Source organism: Streptomyces sp. NPDC002623, assembly GCF_053592635.1.
This window is the reverse complement of sequence record NZ_JBSFWB010000001.1, coordinates 20735-37248: the sequence shown is the minus strand read 5'-3', so window position 1 is coordinate 37248 and position 16514 is coordinate 20735. Positions and strand designations below refer to the sequence as shown.

At 72.4% G+C, this 16514-nt stretch carries 12 protein-coding genes; 6 read left to right on the top strand and 6 right to left on the bottom strand.

Features of this window, described 5'->3' with window-relative positions; all coding sequences use genetic code 11:
- Positions 1-51: 51 nt before the first annotated feature.
- Complete coding sequence (locus ACWD4O_RS00130) at positions 52-585, top strand: cysteine dioxygenase (protein ID WP_451275846.1); 534 nt, start codon at positions 52-54, stop codon at positions 583-585.
- Positions 582-1010: a rhodanese-like domain-containing protein gene (locus ACWD4O_RS00125; protein ID WP_451275844.1), complete on the top strand. Its 429-nt coding sequence runs from the start codon at positions 582-584 to the stop codon at positions 1008-1010. Before ACWD4O_RS00130 ends, ACWD4O_RS00125 begins: the two co-directional genes overlap by 4 nt.
- A 34-nt stretch (positions 1011-1044) precedes the next feature.
- Here the strand turns inward: ACWD4O_RS00125 and ACWD4O_RS00120 are convergent, their stop codons facing one another.
- The 4 genes from ACWD4O_RS00120 to recA all read right to left on the bottom strand — a co-directional run bounded on the left by ACWD4O_RS00120 (position 1045) and on the right by recA (position 6548).
- Positions 1045-3621 carry an FtsX-like permease family protein gene (locus ACWD4O_RS00120; protein ID WP_451275842.1) on the bottom strand — a complete coding sequence of 859 codons (2577 nt, stop codon included), beginning with the start codon at positions 3619-3621 and terminating at the stop codon, positions 1045-1047.
- Positions 3618-4352, bottom strand: a complete 735-nt coding sequence (locus ACWD4O_RS00115) for an ArsR/SmtB family transcription factor (protein ID WP_451275840.1) — start codon at positions 4350-4352, stop codon at positions 3618-3620. Before ACWD4O_RS00115 ends, ACWD4O_RS00120 begins: the two co-directional genes overlap by 4 nt.
- 261 nt (positions 4353-4613) lie before the next feature.
- Positions 4614-5414 (bottom strand): recombination regulator RecX, encoded by an 801-nt coding sequence (recX, locus tag ACWD4O_RS00110; RefSeq protein WP_451275838.1) that lies wholly within the window; start codon positions 5412-5414, stop codon positions 4614-4616.
- Between the two features lie 3 nt (positions 5415-5417).
- Positions 5418-6548, bottom strand: a complete 1131-nt coding sequence (recA, locus tag ACWD4O_RS00105; protein WP_451275836.1) for a recombinase RecA — start codon at positions 6546-6548, stop codon at positions 5418-5420.
- 367 nt (positions 6549-6915) lie between these two features.
- Between recA and ACWD4O_RS00100 the strand changes: the two genes are divergently transcribed.
- Positions 6916-7734 carry a hypothetical protein gene (locus ACWD4O_RS00100; protein ID WP_451275834.1) on the top strand — a complete coding sequence of 273 codons (819 nt, stop codon included), beginning with the start codon at positions 6916-6918 and terminating at the stop codon, positions 7732-7734.
- A 15-nt stretch (positions 7735-7749) separates the two neighbouring features.
- Here the strand turns inward: ACWD4O_RS00100 and ACWD4O_RS00095 are convergent, their stop codons facing one another.
- Together ACWD4O_RS00095 and ACWD4O_RS00090 are read right to left on the bottom strand one after the other, a co-directional pair.
- Positions 7750-9009 (bottom strand): AI-2E family transporter, encoded by a 1260-nt coding sequence (locus tag ACWD4O_RS00095; protein WP_451275832.1) that lies wholly within the window; start codon positions 9007-9009, stop codon positions 7750-7752.
- A 61-nt stretch (positions 9010-9070) separates the two neighbouring features.
- Positions 9071-9265 carry a DUF3046 domain-containing protein gene (locus ACWD4O_RS00090; protein ID WP_351909453.1) on the bottom strand — a complete coding sequence of 65 codons (195 nt, stop codon included), beginning with the start codon at positions 9263-9265 and terminating at the stop codon, positions 9071-9073.
- 78 nt (positions 9266-9343) lie between these two features.
- Here ACWD4O_RS00090 and ACWD4O_RS00085 point away from each other — a divergent pair, with 78 nt between their 5' ends.
- The 3 genes from ACWD4O_RS00085 (at position 9344) to ACWD4O_RS00075 (ending at position 16509) form a co-directional block, all read left to right on the top strand.
- Entirely contained in the window at positions 9344-10288 is a 945-nt protein-coding gene (locus ACWD4O_RS00085; RefSeq protein WP_451275829.1) for a hypothetical protein, read from the top strand.
- Positions 10289-10542: 254 nt separating this feature from the next.
- Positions 10543-15546, top strand: a complete 5004-nt coding sequence (locus ACWD4O_RS00080) for an ATP-dependent helicase (protein WP_451275827.1) — start codon at positions 10543-10545, stop codon at positions 15544-15546.
- Between the two features lie 120 nt (positions 15547-15666).
- Entirely contained in the window at positions 15667-16509 is an 843-nt protein-coding gene (locus tag ACWD4O_RS00075; protein WP_451275825.1) for an Fpg/Nei family DNA glycosylase, read from the top strand.
- Positions 16510-16514: the final 5 nt, after the last annotated feature.

The following is a 16514-nucleotide window of genomic DNA, read 5'->3' as shown; positions in this document are numbered from 1 at the left end:
GCGCTCGTGCTCAGCCGCACGCTCCCCGCGAACGTTCCCAGGACGGTATCCGTGTCTGTCTCTCCCTCCCTTCCCACCGCCGTCACCGCCGCCGCGCCCACGCAGGCGGAGCTCCTCGACTTCGTCCGGCGCACCGCGACCGACGCCGAGCTGATCTCCTCGCTCCCCCTCGACCCCGAGGGCCGCACCTGGGTGCGCCTGGAAGGCCCCGGCGGCAGCGAGGCCTGGCTGATCGGCTGGCCGCCCGGCACGGGCACCGGCTGGCACGACCACGCCGACTCGGTGGGCGCCTTTCTGACCGCGCAGGGCGAACTGAAGGAGTACTCGCTCGCCGCGCGGCTGCCCAGCGACGGCTGGAAGACCCTGGAGCTGACCGAGGGCGTGGACCGGTCTCGCACGCTGCCGGCCGGCCGGGGCCGCTCCTTCGGACATCACCACGTCCACGAGGTCCTCAACGAGTCCGCCGAGGAACACGCGATCTCCGTCCACGCCTACTACCCGCCGCTGCCGCGCATCCGCCGCTACAGCCGTACCGGACAGGTGCTGCGACTGGAGCAGGTCGAGCGTCCGGAGGACTGGCAGTGAGCGGCGCGAGCACACCCCGGCCGGAACGCCCGAGCGGCGAAGAGCCACCCGGCATAGACGAGTTGCTCGAACGAGTCCGGGCGGGGTACACGCGCGTGGAGGCACGAGAGGCGTACGAGGCGGCCCGCGCGGGTGACGCCCTGCTCGTCGACATCCGGTACGAGGCCCTGCGCGGGCGGGACGGTCTGATCCCCGGCGCCCTGATCGTCGAGCGCAACGAGCTGGAGTGGCGCCTCGACCCCCAGGGCAGTCATCGCCTCCCCGAGGCCACGAGCCACGAGGTGCGGACGGTCGTGATCTGCAACGAGGGTTACGCGTCGAGCCTGGCCGTCGCGTCGCTGCGCCAACTGGGGCTGCACCGGACCACCGACCTGGTCGGCGGTTTCCAGGCGTGGAAGGCTGCAGGCCTCCCCGTGACGCCGTAGCCAGGCGGGGGAAGCGTCAGTCCCTGGCCATCGGTCAGTCCCTGGCCGTCGCGACCGTCACCGGGCGCGGCCTGAGCGCCACGCGTCCCGGCACTGCCGTGGCGACGAGGGCGAGCAGTCCCGCCCCGGCGACCACGGTGGCGTAGGCGAGCGGTACGACCGCCGGCCCCGCCCGGCCGGTCATGCCGACGCTGAACGCGGTCAGGACGGCCAGGGCGACGGCACTGCCGAGGGCTGCGGCCAGCAGCAGGACCGACAGGGCTTCGGTCCGCAGCATCCGCAGTACCTGACGGCGGGTCGCCCCCGCGAGGCGCAGCAGCGCGAACTCCCGGACGCGTTCGGAGACCGACATGGCGAGCGTGTTGACCACGGCGATGGCGGTGAACGCCAGGACGAGTCCCATGGCCAGGAGATTGACCTCGGCGTTCGTCTGCTGCCGCTCGGCCTGCACCGAGTCGGCGGCGGCCGGAGAAATCACCGCGAGTCCCGGGAACTCACGCAGCGTAGTCGAGAGTTGTGTCTGTGTACGGGCCGTGCTGACGAGGAGGGAGGAGGAGAGAGGGTTGTCGACGTGTCGTGCGACCAGGTCGTGCGCGAAGGTGAGGTCTCCGAAGCCGAGACCCCTCGCGTAGACCGCGGCGACGGTGAGCGTGGCGGGCGTGCCGTCGCCGAGCGTAAGCTTCAGGGTTCTTCCCGGTGCCAAGTGCAGCTGGTCCGCGGCCAGTTCGCTGACGGCGACGGTGCGCTCGGTGAGCTTGTCGAGCGAGCCGGCGGTGACATCCGGATCCCAGGTCCGGGTGAGACCGGCCGGAGTGACGCCCTGGGCCGCGTACTTGTCGAGTCCGACCCGGACGGTGGTGCGGACCAGTTCGGTGACGACCTCGTGCTGCGTACGGAGTCGGCGTGCCGCGGCGCTCGGGACGCCAGGCCCCTGGGAGGCGACGACCCAGTCGGCGCGGACGCCGTCGCGAACCTGGGCGCGGGCCGCGTCGCCGAGGGTGGGCTGCACGAACAGCACCGTGCAGGTCATACCGATGAACAGGGTGAGAGGGGTGACGACGGAGGCCATGCGGACGGCGTTGCCGCGCAGGTTGGCGGTGGCGAGCCTGCCGGCGGGACCGGTCAGGCGCAGTGGGCGCGACAGCAGAAGAACGGCCGCCTTGACCAGGAGCGGTCCGAGCAGTGCGACGGAGGTGGAGAGCACGACGACAGCGAGGAACGTCACGGGCGTCGACGCGGGCTCGGTGCGCAGGACGCTCAGCACGGCGACGAGGACCACGCCACCGGCGAGCAGCAGCAGACCTGCCAGGATGCGGCCCCAGGCAGGGCGGGTGCGCTCCGTACGAGCCTCGGCGAGCGCCTCGGCCGGGCGGATCCGGGCCACCCGGCGGGAGGCGATCCGTGCGGCGGCCCAGGCACCGATCAGGGTCACGGCCACGGCGGCCAGCGGCGGGAACACACTCACGGTGTGCTGAAGCGTGGCGGGCACAGCGCCCAGGGCGACGAACCTGCCGTGCAGCCAGCCGCCCAGGGGCAGTCCGAGGAGGGCTCCGGCCGCGCCCGCGGCCGACCCCACGATCAGGGCCTCGCGTCCGAGGAGCCTGCGGATCTGCCCTGAGGTGGCGGCGACGGCACGCAGCAGGGCGAGTTCACGCTGTCGCTGCTGGACGGAGAGCGCGAACGTCCCGACGACGACGAGAACCGCGACGAGCAGCGAGGTGCCGCCCATCGCTCCGCCGATGCTGACCAGCTTGGTGCGGGCCGCGGCGGCGTCCAGGAACTCGACCGGACCACGGGCGTCACCGATGCTGACCTGGGCACCGGTGCCGTGCAGCGCCGTGGCCACGGCGTCCCGGAGCCGGCCCGGCTCGATGCCCGCCTCGGGGACCACGCCGAACGCGGTGACCTGCCCGGGGTGCGCGGCGAGCCGGCGTGCCTCGGCGGCGGAGAAGAAGAGGGCGCTCTGATGGCGTACGGCGGTGGGGGCGGGGGACGGGGTGGGGGAGGGGGAGGGGGAGGGGGAGGGGGAAGCGATACCGGAGACGCGGTAGGTGCGCGGTGCCTGGGTCGACTGGACGGTGAGCCGGTCGCCGGGTGCGAGGTGGGCGTCGGCGGCGAGGTCGCTGTCGACGACCACATCGGTGGCGGCTGCGGGAGCGGTGCCCGCGGTGAGGCGGTAAGGGGTCAGCCCGGCGGACTCCCAGGCGTGCCCATAGGCGGGCCTGTCGCCGGCGGCCGGGGTGCCGTCCGGGGTCAACGGTTCTGCGAGGAAGGTGAGTTCGGGGATCACGCGGGCGACACCGGGGGTGGTGGCCAGCCTGCGCTCGAGGTCTGCGGGGAGCCAGGCGCGTTCGGCGATTGGTTTGGCCTTGTGCTTGACCTTGGTCTTGCCCTTCTTGTGCTTGACGGTGGTCTGGTGGACGTTCTGGTCGGCGAAGACCACGACCGGAGCCGCGGCATAGCGCTCGGTACGGATGGCGCCCCGCAGCCCTGTCTCCAGGAGGGTGCCGCACGCGGTGATCAGGGCGGCCGCGCACATCAACGCGACGAAGGCGCCTGCGAAGCCTGCCTTCCGGGCTCGGACGGTCTTCAGGGCGTAGCGCAGCATCATGAGGGGTCGGCCTCTCGTGTGTTGCGGATGTTGGTGTCGCGTGCGGGAGCGGGGAAGGCGAGGAAGCGGGTGAGCAGGGTGCGCGCGTCCGGCGGGGTCTCGGCGTCGGGGCGCTTGTAGCGGTTGAGGAGGGCGATGTACTCCTCGAAGAATTCGCGCAGTTCGGGCAGCGTGAGCCGGATGCTGCCGCGCGAGTAGGGGAACGCGTCCGCCCACGGGTCGGCGTCGTCCGCGTCCCGCTGGAGCCGCTCGAAGAGGTCCAGGTCGGCCGCGTAGGCATGGTGGTTCAGCTCGTCCATGACGTGCCGCATCTCGGGACTCTGACGGCTGCGCGGTGGGAACCGCAGGTCGCCGGGGACCGCCCGCCACCAGCGTTCGCGATGTGCGGACGGCTCCGCCCGCCGCGCCTCGGCCGTCTTCTCACCCGGGTGCGGGGACCTCTCCCCGTCCGCCCCGTCCGCCCCGTCCGTCTCCTCGACGAAGCCGTACCTGGCCAGCTCGCGCAGGTGGTAGCTGGTGGATCCGGTGTTCAGGCCGAGAGCTCGGGCGAGGGTCGCCGAAGTGGCCGGGCCGTGCAGGGTGAGGTGCTCGAGCATGCGCTGACGGCGTGGCTGGGCGAGCGCCTTGAGCGCGGCGAGGTCGCCGAGTTCGACGGAGGCCGCGGAGGCGATCGCCTCGGGGGCTCTTTGGCGCCGGGTTCCTGGGACATGCGTACACAGTCGCCTGTGCACAGGCCGTTGTGCACTGAGGCGGTCCGGCGTCCTGAGTGGGGGGTTGTCCCCACCCCGAGGCCGGGAATCGGCCGGTGCTCCGGGCGTGCTCTGTTCTGGACGCGATCGGCGCCCCCGCGCGTCTACCGTGTCCGGAACCGAGCCGTTCGGTGAGGGCGGGAGCCTTGCCCCGCATGCGGCCTCTTCCAGTCCGCCCTGGTCCCCCGGCCCCGGCGCCTTCCCCTGTCCGCCCCGCCTTGCCTTGCCCTGCCCTCGCCATGCTCAGAACCCGTCGTCCTCCAGGGACTCCGTGTCCTCGCCCTCCTCCTCCAGCGCCTGCCGGACCACCCGCAGGGCCACGCCCTCGGGGTAGCCCTTGCGGGCGAGCATGCCGGCGAGGCGGCGCAGCCGTTTGTCGCGGTCGAGGCCTCGCGTCGAGCGCAGCTTGCGGGCGACGAGTTCGCGCGCCGTCTCCTCCTCCTGCTCGGAGTCGAGCTGGGAGACGGCCTCCTCGATCAGTACCGAGTCGACCCCCTTGGTCCGCAGCTCCTGGGCGAGCGCCCGCCGGGCCAGGCCTCTGCCGTGGTGCCGGGACTCCACCCAGGCGTCCGCGAAGGCGCTGTCGTTGATCAGCCCGACCTCCTCGAACCGTGAGAGCACCTCCTCCGCCACATCGTCCGGGATCTCTCGTTTGCGCAGGGCGTCGGCGAGTTGCTTCCGCGTGCGCGGGGTCCCGGTGAGCAGGCGCAGGCAGATCGCCCGTGCCCGCTCAGCCGGGTCCCCTGAAGGCATCCCCTGCTCGGCCCTCGACGAGGTAGAGGTGCCTCCGTCCTCGGTGGACGGTTCTCCGAAGCCGCGCCGACGGCGCCCACGTCCGCCCTGTGGGCCACCCTCGCCGCCGCGCCGGGCCCGGCCGCCACGGGGCCTGTCGTCGCCGTCCGTCCCCTCGCTCCGACGCCGACCGCCCTCCGACCGGTCGTCCCGATCGTCGCCGCCCTGGGCGAAGTCGACGTCGGCCCCGCTCCCCGCCTCCTGGGGAGGGGTGGGGTGGACGTACTCGGCCCAGTCCGTTCGTCGCGTCACGGATCAGCTCTTGGCAGCCGGGGCCTTGGTCTTGGCGGCCTTGGCGGCGGAAGCGGGAACCGCCTTGGCGGCGTCGTCCGCCGGCGCGCCCGCAGCCACCGCTGCGTCCGCACCCGGTGCGGCGGCGGGCTCCGCCGGACGCACGCCGACGCCCAGCTTCTCCAGGATCTTCTTCTCGATCTCGTTGGCCAGGTCGGGGTTGTCCTTCAGGAAGTTACGGGCGTTCTCCTTGCCCTGGCCGAGCTGGTCGCCCTCGTACGTGTACCAGGCGCCGGCCTTGCGGACGAAGCCGTTCTCCACGCCCATGTCGATCAGGCCGCCCTCGCGGCTGATGCCGTGGCCGTAGAGGATGTCGAACTCGGCCTGCTTGAAGGGCGGCGCGACCTTGTTCTTGACGACCTTGACGCGGGTGCGGTTGCCGACCGCGTCGGTGCCGTCCTTCAGCGTCTCGATGCGGCGGATGTCGAGCCGCACCGACGCGTAGAACTTCAGGGCCCGGCCACCGGTCGTGGTCTCCGGGGAGCCGAACATCACGCCGATCTTCTCGCGGAGCTGGTTGATGAAGATCGCGGTGGTCTTGGACTGGTTGAGCGCGCTGGTGATCTTCCGCAGCGCCTGGCTCATCAGGCGCGCCTGCAGACCGACGTGGCTGTCACCCATCTCGCCCTCGATCTCCGCGCGCGGGACGAGCGCGGCGACGGAGTCGATGACGATCAGGTCGAGGGCGCCGGAGCGGACCAGCATGTCCACGATCTCCAGGGCCTGCTCGCCGTTGTCCGGCTGGGACAGGATCAGGTTGTCGATGTCGACGCCGAGCTTCTTGGCGTACTCGGGGTCGAGGGCGTGCTCCGCGTCCACGAAGGCCACCTGGCCGCCGGCCCGCTGCGCGTTCGCCACCGCATGCAGCGTCAGTGTCGTCTTGCCGGAGGACTCCGGGCCGTACACCTCCACCACGCGGCCGCGCGGCAGACCGCCGACACCGAGGGCGACGTCGAGTGCGGTCGACCCGGTGGGGATGACTTCGATGGGCTCGTTCGGCCGCTCGCCGAGGCGCATCACGGCGCCCTTGCCGAACTGCCGTTCAATCTGTGCGAGTGCGGCATCCAGTGCCTTCTCGCGGTCGGTTCCTGCCATGGGTTCCACCCGGTTTGCTTGAGTCGATCGCTTCACGTCAAAGACGCTAACGCCTGCCACTGACAATGCGCCCCGACGCCGGTCCGGCCTGTGGATAACTCAGGTGCTTATCCATCCAAAACGGGATGGAATCCCCACCGGGAGCCTCACCGGTGCCTCCATCAGAATGGATGTTCGATTTTCGTGTCAAGCGCACCACGCGGCACTTCCGAGGCTACGTTCACGAACCGACAACGCCACGGATCCGGCCACGGATCCCGCCCCGGCACGGTCCCTGCCCTCGGGCTCCCGGCTACTTCACCAGGCGTACGGCGGGTGTCTTCGACAGGACGACGACGGCGCACGACGCAGCCGGGACGCTCGGCGCATGGACGAGCAGAAGACCGCACAGCCCCGCGGCGAAACCGGAACCGGTCATCCGAGCCCGCCCCCGCACCCCCGGTATCCCCAGTACCACCGCCTGTACCGCCTCTGTGGGGCGACCGCGCTGCTCCTGATCCTCTCCGGCCTCGTCCATCTCGTGGTCTTCGCCGTCGACGACGGTCCCTGGAACGGGCCCGTCTCCTGGCGCAAGCCGGTGACCTTCGGGCTCTCCTTCGGGGTGACGCTCCTGGCTGTCGTCCGGGTCACGTCGTATCTGCGGGTGGGCCCGCGGCTGCGCGCGGCGCTGCTCGGCGTGTTCGCCGCCGACTGTGTCGTGGAGGTCGGGGGCATCACCCTCCAGGCGTGGCGCGGAGTGCCCTCGCACCTGGACATGGAGACGCCCTTCGACACCGCCGTGTCGATGACGCTCGCTGTCGGCGGCGGCGTCCTCGTGGTGCTGCTCACCGTGTTCGCCGTGGCGTCCTTCCGGCACCGGCCGACGGGCCCGGCCGGGATGTCCCTCGCGGTGCGCTCCGGTTTCGCGATCCTGTTGATCGCGCTCGCCTCGGGGGCGGCGATGATCGCGCGCGGTGTCGTGCTCACCCGCACCGGGCACCAGGAGGCGGCGTACGCCTCGACGGCCTCGCTCAAGCCGCTGCACGGGGTCGCTCTGCATGCCGTCCTGGTGCTGCCCGCGCTGGCCTGGCTGCTGTCCCGTACTTCCTGGAGCGAGACGGTGCGGTGGCGGATCGTGGCCGCGGCGGCGGGCTGCTATGCGGCCGCGGTGGCCGCGGCCGGGGTGTGGGCGGTCCTCACGTACTGACTCCCGCGCCGGTCCTCAGTCGGACCCTTCCCGCGGGCCGTCCGCCGGGGGCCGCAGGCGTGTCCACAGCCGCCGCGCGCGGGCGAGCGGTCCCGGCCCCTCGCCACGGCGCCGGTGCCCGTGGACGCGGGGATCGTCCGTGACGTCGTAACGCTTCACGTAGGCGCCCAGGAACGCCTGGAGCGTGGCGACCGCCGGGATGGAGATCAGCGCGCCGACGGCGCCCAGGAGGGCGGTGCCGGCGATGACGGAGCCGAAGGCGACGGCGGGGTGGATGTCGACGGTCTTCGAGGTCAGCTTGGGCTGCAGCATGTAGTTCTCGAACTGCTGGTAGACCACGACGAAGATCAGCACCCACAGTGCGTACAGGGGCGAGACCGTGAAGGCGATCAACATGGGCAGGGCGCCCGCGAGATAGGTGCCGATGGTGGGGATGAACTGCGAGACCACGCCCACCCAGACGGCGAGCACGGGCGCGTACGGGATGCCGAGGGCCTGCAGCAATATGTAGTGCGCGACGCCGGAGATCAACGCCATCAGCCCGCGTGAGTACAGGTAGCCGCCGGTCTTGTCGACGGCGATCTCCCACGCGCGAAGCACCTCGGCCTGCCTGGCGGGCGGCAGGACGGAGCACAGCCCGCGGCGCAGGCGCGGTCCGTCGGCGGCGAAGTAGAACGAGAACAGGGCGATCGTCAGCAGCTGGAAGAGACCGCCGAGGACCTGGGTGGAGACGTCCAGGACGCCGGCGGCACTGTTCTGGGCGTACTTCTTCAGCCACTCCGAGTGGAGCAGGCCCTCCTGGACGTCCACCCGCCTGAGTTCGGTGTGGAACGTGCTGTTGACCCAGTTGATGACGGAGTCGAGGTACGCCGGGAAGCCCTCGATCATCTTGATGATCTGTCCCGCGAGCATCGAGCCGAGCAGCGTGAAGAAGCCGGCTATCGCGATCAGCAGGCCGAAGAAGACCAGGAAGGTGGCGAACCCCCTGCGCATCCCGCGGGCGGCCATCCGACTGACCGCGGGCTCTATCGCGAGGGCCAGGAAGAACGCGATGAGGATGTTGAGCAGCAGGCCGATGAGCTGGTGGAAGGCCCAGATGCCCAGCTGGAACACACCGAGGAGAGCGAGTGCGAGCACCATGGCGCGCGGAAGCCAGCGCGGCATGCCCGCGCGCTGCACGGCGCCGCCGTCGGCCGGGGGCGGCCCTGCGGGCGGCGTCACGCCGTGCGGGGATGCGTTCCGGGCGTCCTGCCCGGTCTCGTCAGTGGGTGCCACGGAGCAAGTCTCGCCTACGCCACCGACAATCGGGGAGCCACCTGCGATCTTCGCTTCCGGATCAGCGCATCTCCTGGGGAACGTTCATCACCAGGCACACCACGCGCCACACGTCCTTGGCCTCCCAGCCGTCCGCCAGCGCCCCGTGCACCGTGCGCCCGCCGAGCTCCGTCATCACGTGATCGCGCGCGAAGGTTTCCGCGTACCCCGTACCGAAGTGCTCGTCCATCCGCTGCCAGAAGACCGTCAACCGCATGACACCAGTATCCCGCGCCCGGGGGTGCACCCCGCCGGGAGCGCCTGCCGAGACCGCTTTCCGTCCTACGGTCGACGCATGGCCGAAATCGGAGCATCCCCACTCCCCCCGACGCCCTCGGCGCACTCCCCGCTCTTGCGCGCCGAGCAATTCGTCTGGCTCACCGCGCGCGTGCTGGAACAGCGCCTCTTCGCACACGACTTCCTGCACGGCGCCGCCGATCCCGTCGAGACCGCCCTCGACGCCTACCGCAACGAGGACGGCGGGTACGGCCATGCGCTGGAGCCCGATCTGCGCGGTCCCGTCAGCCAGCCCCTGCACACCGCGCACGCGCTGCGCGTCCTGGACTCCATCGGGTGTCTCGGCGGCCGCCGCGTGGAGCGGGTGTGCCGCTACCTCACGGCCGTCTCCACCGGCGACGGCGCGTTGCCGGCGATCCATCCCAGCCAGCGCGGATACCCGGCGGCCCCGTTCATCCCGATCGTGGACGACCCACCCAGCGAACTCCTGTCCACCGGTCCGGTGGTGGGTCTGCTGCACCGCAACGAGGTGTGGCACGCCTGGCTGTTCAGGGCCACGGACTTCTGCTGGCAGGCGGTGGACTCCCTGGAGCGGTCCCATCCGTACGAGATCGAGGCCGCCGTGACCTTCCTGGACTCCGCCCCGGACCGCCCGCGCGCGGAGGCGGCCGCCGACCGCCTGGGCCGTCTGGTGCGCGCCCAGCGGCTCGCCGTGCTGGACCCGGACCACCTGGACGCGTACCCGGTCGCCCCCGGCTACGCACCCGGCGAGCACCATTTCCCGTACGACTTCGCCCGAACGCCGCACTCCCTCGCGCGCGGGTGGTTCACCGACGACGAGATGACCCGCGCCCTGGACCACCTCGGCGACGAGCAGCAGAAGGACGGCGGCTGGCCCATCCGCTGGCACCGCTGGGCGCCCGGCATCGCCATCGAGGCACGCCCCATGGTGACGATCGAGGCGCTTCGGACTCTGAGGGCCTACGGCCGCACCATCGGCTGACCCCGGGCCGAGCCGCGCACCCGAGGCCCACGGGGCCCACGGCCACGGCGGTGCCGCGCGGTCCGCGGCTCGGCGACCCGCCACGAACGAAAGCACGCCGCAGCCCCGCCCTAGCCCTAGCCCTAGCCCTAGCCCTAGCCCTAGCCCTAGCCCTAGCCCTAGCCACAGCCACAGCCACAGCCACAGCCACAGCCACAGCCACAGCAAAGTCGCAGCTCAGAGCCATTGTCAGTGGGCGGGTGCAGGATGGACGCATGGTCAGCTCCGCACACCGAGCCCTCGACGGCTTCTCCCCCGCGACCCGCGGCTGGTTCACGGGGGCGTTCTCCGCGCCCACCGCGGCCCAGGCCGGCGCGTGGCAGGCCATCGGCGAGGGTTCGGACGTGCTGGTGGTGGCCCCGACCGGCTCCGGCAAGACCCTGGCCGCCTTCCTCGCCGCCCTGGACCAGCTCGCCTCGACGCCTGCGCCCGCCGATCCGAAGAAGCGCTGCCGAGTCCTCTACGTCTCCCCCCTCAAGGCCCTCGCGGTCGACGTGGAGCGCAACCTTCGCAGCCCTCTGACGGGCATCCGCCAGGAGTCCGTGCGCCTGGGCCTGCCCGAGCCGGAGGTCAAGGTGGGCATCCGCTCCGGGGACACCCCGCCCGCCGAGCGCCGCGCACTGTCCACGCGCCCGCCGGACATCCTGATCACGACCCCCGAGTCCCTGTTCCTGATGCTGACGTCGGCCACGCGCGACGCGCTGACCGGCATCGAGACGGTGATTCTGGACGAGGTGCACGCCGTCGCGGGCACCAAGCGCGGTGCACACCTCGCGCTGTCCCTGGAGCGGCTCGACGAACTGCTGCCGAGGCCGGCCCGCCGCATCGGCCTCTCGGCGACGGTCCGGCCGGTCGACGAGGTGGCGCGCTACCTCTCCCCGCAGCGCAAGGTGGAGATCGTCCAGCCGAAGTCCGGCAAGGAGTTCGACCTCTCGGTCGTCGTCCCCGTGGAGGATCTGGGCGAGCTGGGCGGCTCCCCTGTCGCCGACGGCTCCGAAGGGGCGGAGCGCCCGTCGATCTGGCCGCATGTGGAGGAGCGGATCGCCGACCTCGTCCAGGCCCATCGCTCCACGATCGTCTTCGCCAATTCCCGTCGGCTCGCCGAGCGGCTGTGCAACCGGCTCAACGAGATCGCCTACGAGCGGGCCACCGGCGAGCCCCTCGACGAGCATCACTCCCCCGCCCAGCTCATGGGCGGCTCGGGCGCGGCCCAGGGCGCCCCGGCCGTCATCGCGCGCGCCCACCACGGCTCGGTCTCCAAGGAGCAGCGCGCGCTCGTGGAGGAGGACCTCAAGGCGGGCCGGCTGCCCGCCGTCGTGGCGACCTCGAGCCTTGAGCTCGGCATCGACATGGGCGCGGTGGACCTCGTCGTCCAGGTGGAGTCCCCTCCGTCCGTGGCCTCCGGTCTCCAGCGCGTCGGCCGCGCGGGACACCAGGTGGGCGCGGTGTCCACCGGTGTGGTCTTCCCGAAGTACCGCGGCGACCTCGTGCAGGCGGCAGTGGTCACGGAGCGGATGCGCACGGGCTCGATCGAGTCCCTGAAGGTCCCCGCCAACCCGCTGGACGTCCTGGCGCAGCAGCTCGTCGCCATGACGGCCCTCGACACCTGGCAGGTGGACGACCTGCTGGCCATGGTCCGCCGCGCCGCCCCCTTCGCCTCGCTCCCTGAGTCCGCGTTCACGGCCGTGCTGGACATGCTGGCGGGCCGCTACCCGTCCGACGCGTTCGCGGAGCTGCGCCCGCGCGTGGTGTGGGACCGCGTCGCGGGCACGATCACCGGCCGCCCCGGCGCCCAGCGCCTCGCCGTCACCTCCGGCGGCACGATCCCCGACCGGGGCCTCTTCGGCGTCTTCCTGGCGGGCGCCGACCCCAAGAAGGGCGGCGGCCGGGTCGGCGAGCTCGACGAGGAGATGGTCTACGAGTCCCGCGTCGGCGATGTCTTCACGCTCGGCACCAGTTCCTGGCGCATCGAGGACATCACCCGTGACCGGGTCCTGGTCTCCCCGGCCCCCGGCGTCCCGGGCCGGCTGCCCTTCTGGAAGGGCGACCAGCTGGGCCGCCCGCTCGAGCTCGGCCGCGCGGTGGGCGCGTTCCTGCGCGAGGTCGGCTCCCTGCCCAAGGACGACGCCCGGCTCCGCCTGCTCACCGCGGGCCTGGACGCGTGGGCGGCCGACAACGTGCTCTCCTACCTGGACGAACAGCGGCAGGCCTGCGGCCATGTCCCGGACGACCGCACGATCGTCGTCGAGCGCTTCCGGGACGAACTGGGCGACTGGCGGGTCGTCGTCCACTCCCCCTTCGGCGCCCAGGTCCACGCCCCCTGGGCCCTCGCCCTCGGCGCCAAGCTCTCCGAGCGGTACGGCATGGACGCGCAGGTCATGCACGCGGACGACGGCATCGTCCTGCGGCTGCCCGACGCCGACCTCATGGGCCTGGACCTCCTCGACCAGGAGCCGATGAAGGCGGGCACGGAGTACGACGCCGAACAGGCGCCGGTCGGCGCGGCGGACGTCGTCTTCGACAAGGGCGAGGTCGATCAGATCGTCACCGACCAGGTCGGCGGCTCGGCCCTGTTCGCGGCCCGCTTCCGCGAGTGCGCCGCCCGCGCGCTGCTGCTCCCGCGCCGCAACCCGGGCAAGCGCACCCCGCTGTGGCAGCAGCGCCAGCGGGCCGCCCAACTGCTCCAGGTGGCGAGCGAGTTCGGCTCGTTCCCGATCGTCCTGGAGGCGGTCCGCGAGTGCCTCCAGGACGTCTTCGACGTCCCTGGCCTCGTGGAGCTGATGGGCGACCTGGAGAACCGCAAGGTACGGCTGGTCGAGGTCACCACCGCGGAGCCGTCCCCCTTCGCCCGCTCACTCCTGTTCGGCTACGTCGCCCAGTTCCTCTACGAGGGGGACTCCCCGCTCGCCGAGCGCCGCGCCGCCGCCCTCTCCCTGGACTCCCGTCTGCTGGCCGAGCTGCTCGGCCAGGCGGAGCTGCGCGAACTGCTCGACGCCGAGGTCCTCACCGAACTGGAACGAGAACTCCAGTGGCTCACCGAGGACCGCCGGGCGAAGGACACCGAAAGCGTCGCGGACCTTCTGCGCCTCCTCGGCCCGCTCACCGAGGCCGAACTGGCCGAGCGCGGCGCGCAGCCGCACTGGGCGCAGGAGCTGGCCGCCGCCCGCCGCGCCATCCGGGTCCGGATCGCCGGCACCGACCACTGGGCCGCGATCGAGGACGCGGGCCGCCTGCGCGACGCGCTCGGCACCGCACTGCCGGTAGGCGTGCCGGAGGCCTTCACGGAACCGGTCAGGGATCCCCTCGGCGACCTCCTGGCACGCTACGCCCGCACCCACGGCCCCTTCACCTCCACCGTCGCGGCCGCCCGCTTCGGCCTCGGCGTGGCCGTGACCGAGGGCGCCCTTCAGCGGCTCGCGGCGAGCGGGCGCGTCGTCCAGGGCGAGTTCCACCCGGCCGGCATCGGCCAGGAGTGGTGCGACGCCACGGTCCTGCGCAGGCTGCGCCGCCGCTCCCTGGCCGCCCTGCGACACGAGCTGGAGCCGGTCCCGCCGCCCGCGCTCGCCCAGTTCCTGCCCCAGTGGCAGCACATCGGCAAGGGCCACTCCCTGCGCGGCATCGACGGACTGGTACGTGCGGTCGAGCAGTTGCAGGGCGCTTCCGTGCCCGCCTCGGCCCTGGAGAAGCTCGTCCTGCCGTCCCGCGTACGGGACTACTCCCCGGCGATGCTCGACGAACTCACCGCGGCCGGCGAGGTGGTCTGGGCCGGGGCGGGCGCCCTCCCCGGAAAGGACGGCTGGATCTCCCTGTACGTGGCGGACGCGGCACCCCTGCTGCTGCCTCCTCCCCACCCCCTGGAGCCGACGGCACTGCACAGCTCCGTCCTCGACACACTCTCCGGCGGCTACGGCCTGTTCTTCCGCCAGATCGCCGACCAGGTCCGCGCCACCACCCACCCCGACGCCACCGACCCCCAACTCGCCGACGCCGTCTGGGATCTGGCCTGGTCCGGCCGGCTGACCAACGACACGCTCGCGCCCATGCGCTCCCTGCTGGGCTCGGGCCGCACGGCCGGCTCCACGGCCCACCGCGCCAAGCGAACGGTCCCGCGCGGCCGCTACGGCTCGTTGACGGCCGCGGCCCGCCCCGCCTCTCGCAGCGGTCCCCCGACCGTCGCGGGGCGCTGGTCCCTCCTGCCGGCCCATGAGCCCGACCTGACGGTCCGCGCGCATGCAGTCGCCCGCACCCTTCTCGACCGGCACGGCGTGGTCACCCGGGGCGCGGTCGCGGCCGAGGGCATCGAGGGCGGCTTCTCGGCGACGTACCGCGTCCTGTCCGTCTTCGAGGAGAGCGGTCAGGCCCGGCGCGGATACGTCGTCGAAGGCCTCGGCGCCGCGCAGTTCGCCATGGACGGCGCGGTGGACCGCCTGCGCGCGGTGGCCAACGCTCGAGACCGCGGCGACCCCCTGCCCGTCCCGAACCCGGCAGCGGGCACCGGGGACTACTTCGCGTTCCCAGACGACGCACCGTCCGACAACGCACTGTCCGACAGCGGGCCGTCCGACAGCGGGCCGTCCGACGACGCGTGGAGCGCCCTCCCCGATCTCGACACCGACTTCGACGCCCCCTACGGCTCACCCCTCCACTCTCCGGGAGCCCCCGCCTCGCCGGGTGACCACGTCTCGCCCCGGGACTTCACGTCCCCGGGTGCCGGCGGACCCCGGGGAGGCAGCGGCTTCCCGAACGGCTCGGGCCACCCCGGTCACCCCCGCCACGGCCGCGCTCATGACCGCAACCACGGAGCCGGCAGGTCGTCCCTCGCGTCCCGCGCCGTCGTCCTCGCCGCCGCCGACCCGGCGAACGCGTACGGCGCCGCCCTGGGCTGGCCCGAACCGCCGAGCGGCGCCGGGCACAAGCCGGGCCGCAAAGCCGGCTCCCTGGTGGTGCTCGTCGACGGCGAGCTGACGCTCTACATGGAGCGCGGCGGCAAGACCCTGCTGGCCTGGCCCTCCGTCCCGGACCTCGAGGGCAAGCCCGCCGACGACCCACGTCTGCACGCCGCCGCGGAGGCCCTCGCGGAGGCCGCGCGCGCGGGCTCCCTCGGCACGGTCACCGTGGAGCGCGTCAACGGCGCCTCGGCCCTCACCTCCCCCATAGGCGCCCTCCTGGAAGGAGCAGGCTTCATCGCGACCCCACGGGGCCTGCGGCTGCGCGCATGACGACCGCATCCCGTACAACCTCATCCCGTACAACCGCATCTCGAACAACCACAGCCCGCGCAGCGGCATCCCGTGCAACCGCATCCCGCCTGAGAGCGGCACCCATGTCACCCTGGACGCATGCCCGAAGGTGACACGGTCTGGCAGGCCTCGAGGCGGCTGCACGACGCCCTCGCGGGCAAGACGCTGATCCGCTCGGATCTCCGGGTCCCCAAGTACGCGACCGCCGACCTCACCGGCCGCACCGTCCTGGAGGTCGCCCCGCACGGCAAGCACCTCCTCACCCGCATCGAAGGCGGCCTGACCCTCCACTCGCACCTGCGGATGGACGGATCCTGGAAGGTGTACGGACACGACCAGCGGTGGACCGGCGGACCGGCACACCAGATCCGGGTGATCCTCGGCACCGACGACCGCACAGCCGTCGGTTACCGCCTCCCCGTCCTCGACCTGCTGCGCACCGCCGACGAACAACGCGTCGTCGGCCACCTCGGCCCCGACCTGCTGGGCCCCGACTGGAACCCCGAGCAAGCCCTCGCCAACCTCCTCACGGACCCCGCCCGCCCCCTCGGCGAGGCGCTCCTCGATCAGCGCAATCTCGCCGGCATCGGCAACATCTACAAGAGCGAACTCTGTTTTCTCATCGGCGCCACCCCCTGGCTCCCGGTCGGGGCGCTCCCCGCCGCCCGCGCCGCGAAACTGCCCGCGCTCGCGAAGAAGTTGCTGGAGACCAACCGCGACCGCCCGGTCCGCAGCACCACGGGCCGCCGAGGCCAGGACCTGTTCGTCTACGGCCGGGCGCTCCGCCCCTGTCTGCGCTGCGGAACACCGGTCCGCGCCGCGGACCAGGGCGACGGCTCCCGCGAGCGCCCGACCTATTGGTGCCCCACCTGCCAGACGGGCCCCGCCCCGCCGCCGGGTTCCCCGCCGACCCACCGCATCCGCCCACGCACCACCCGATGACATCC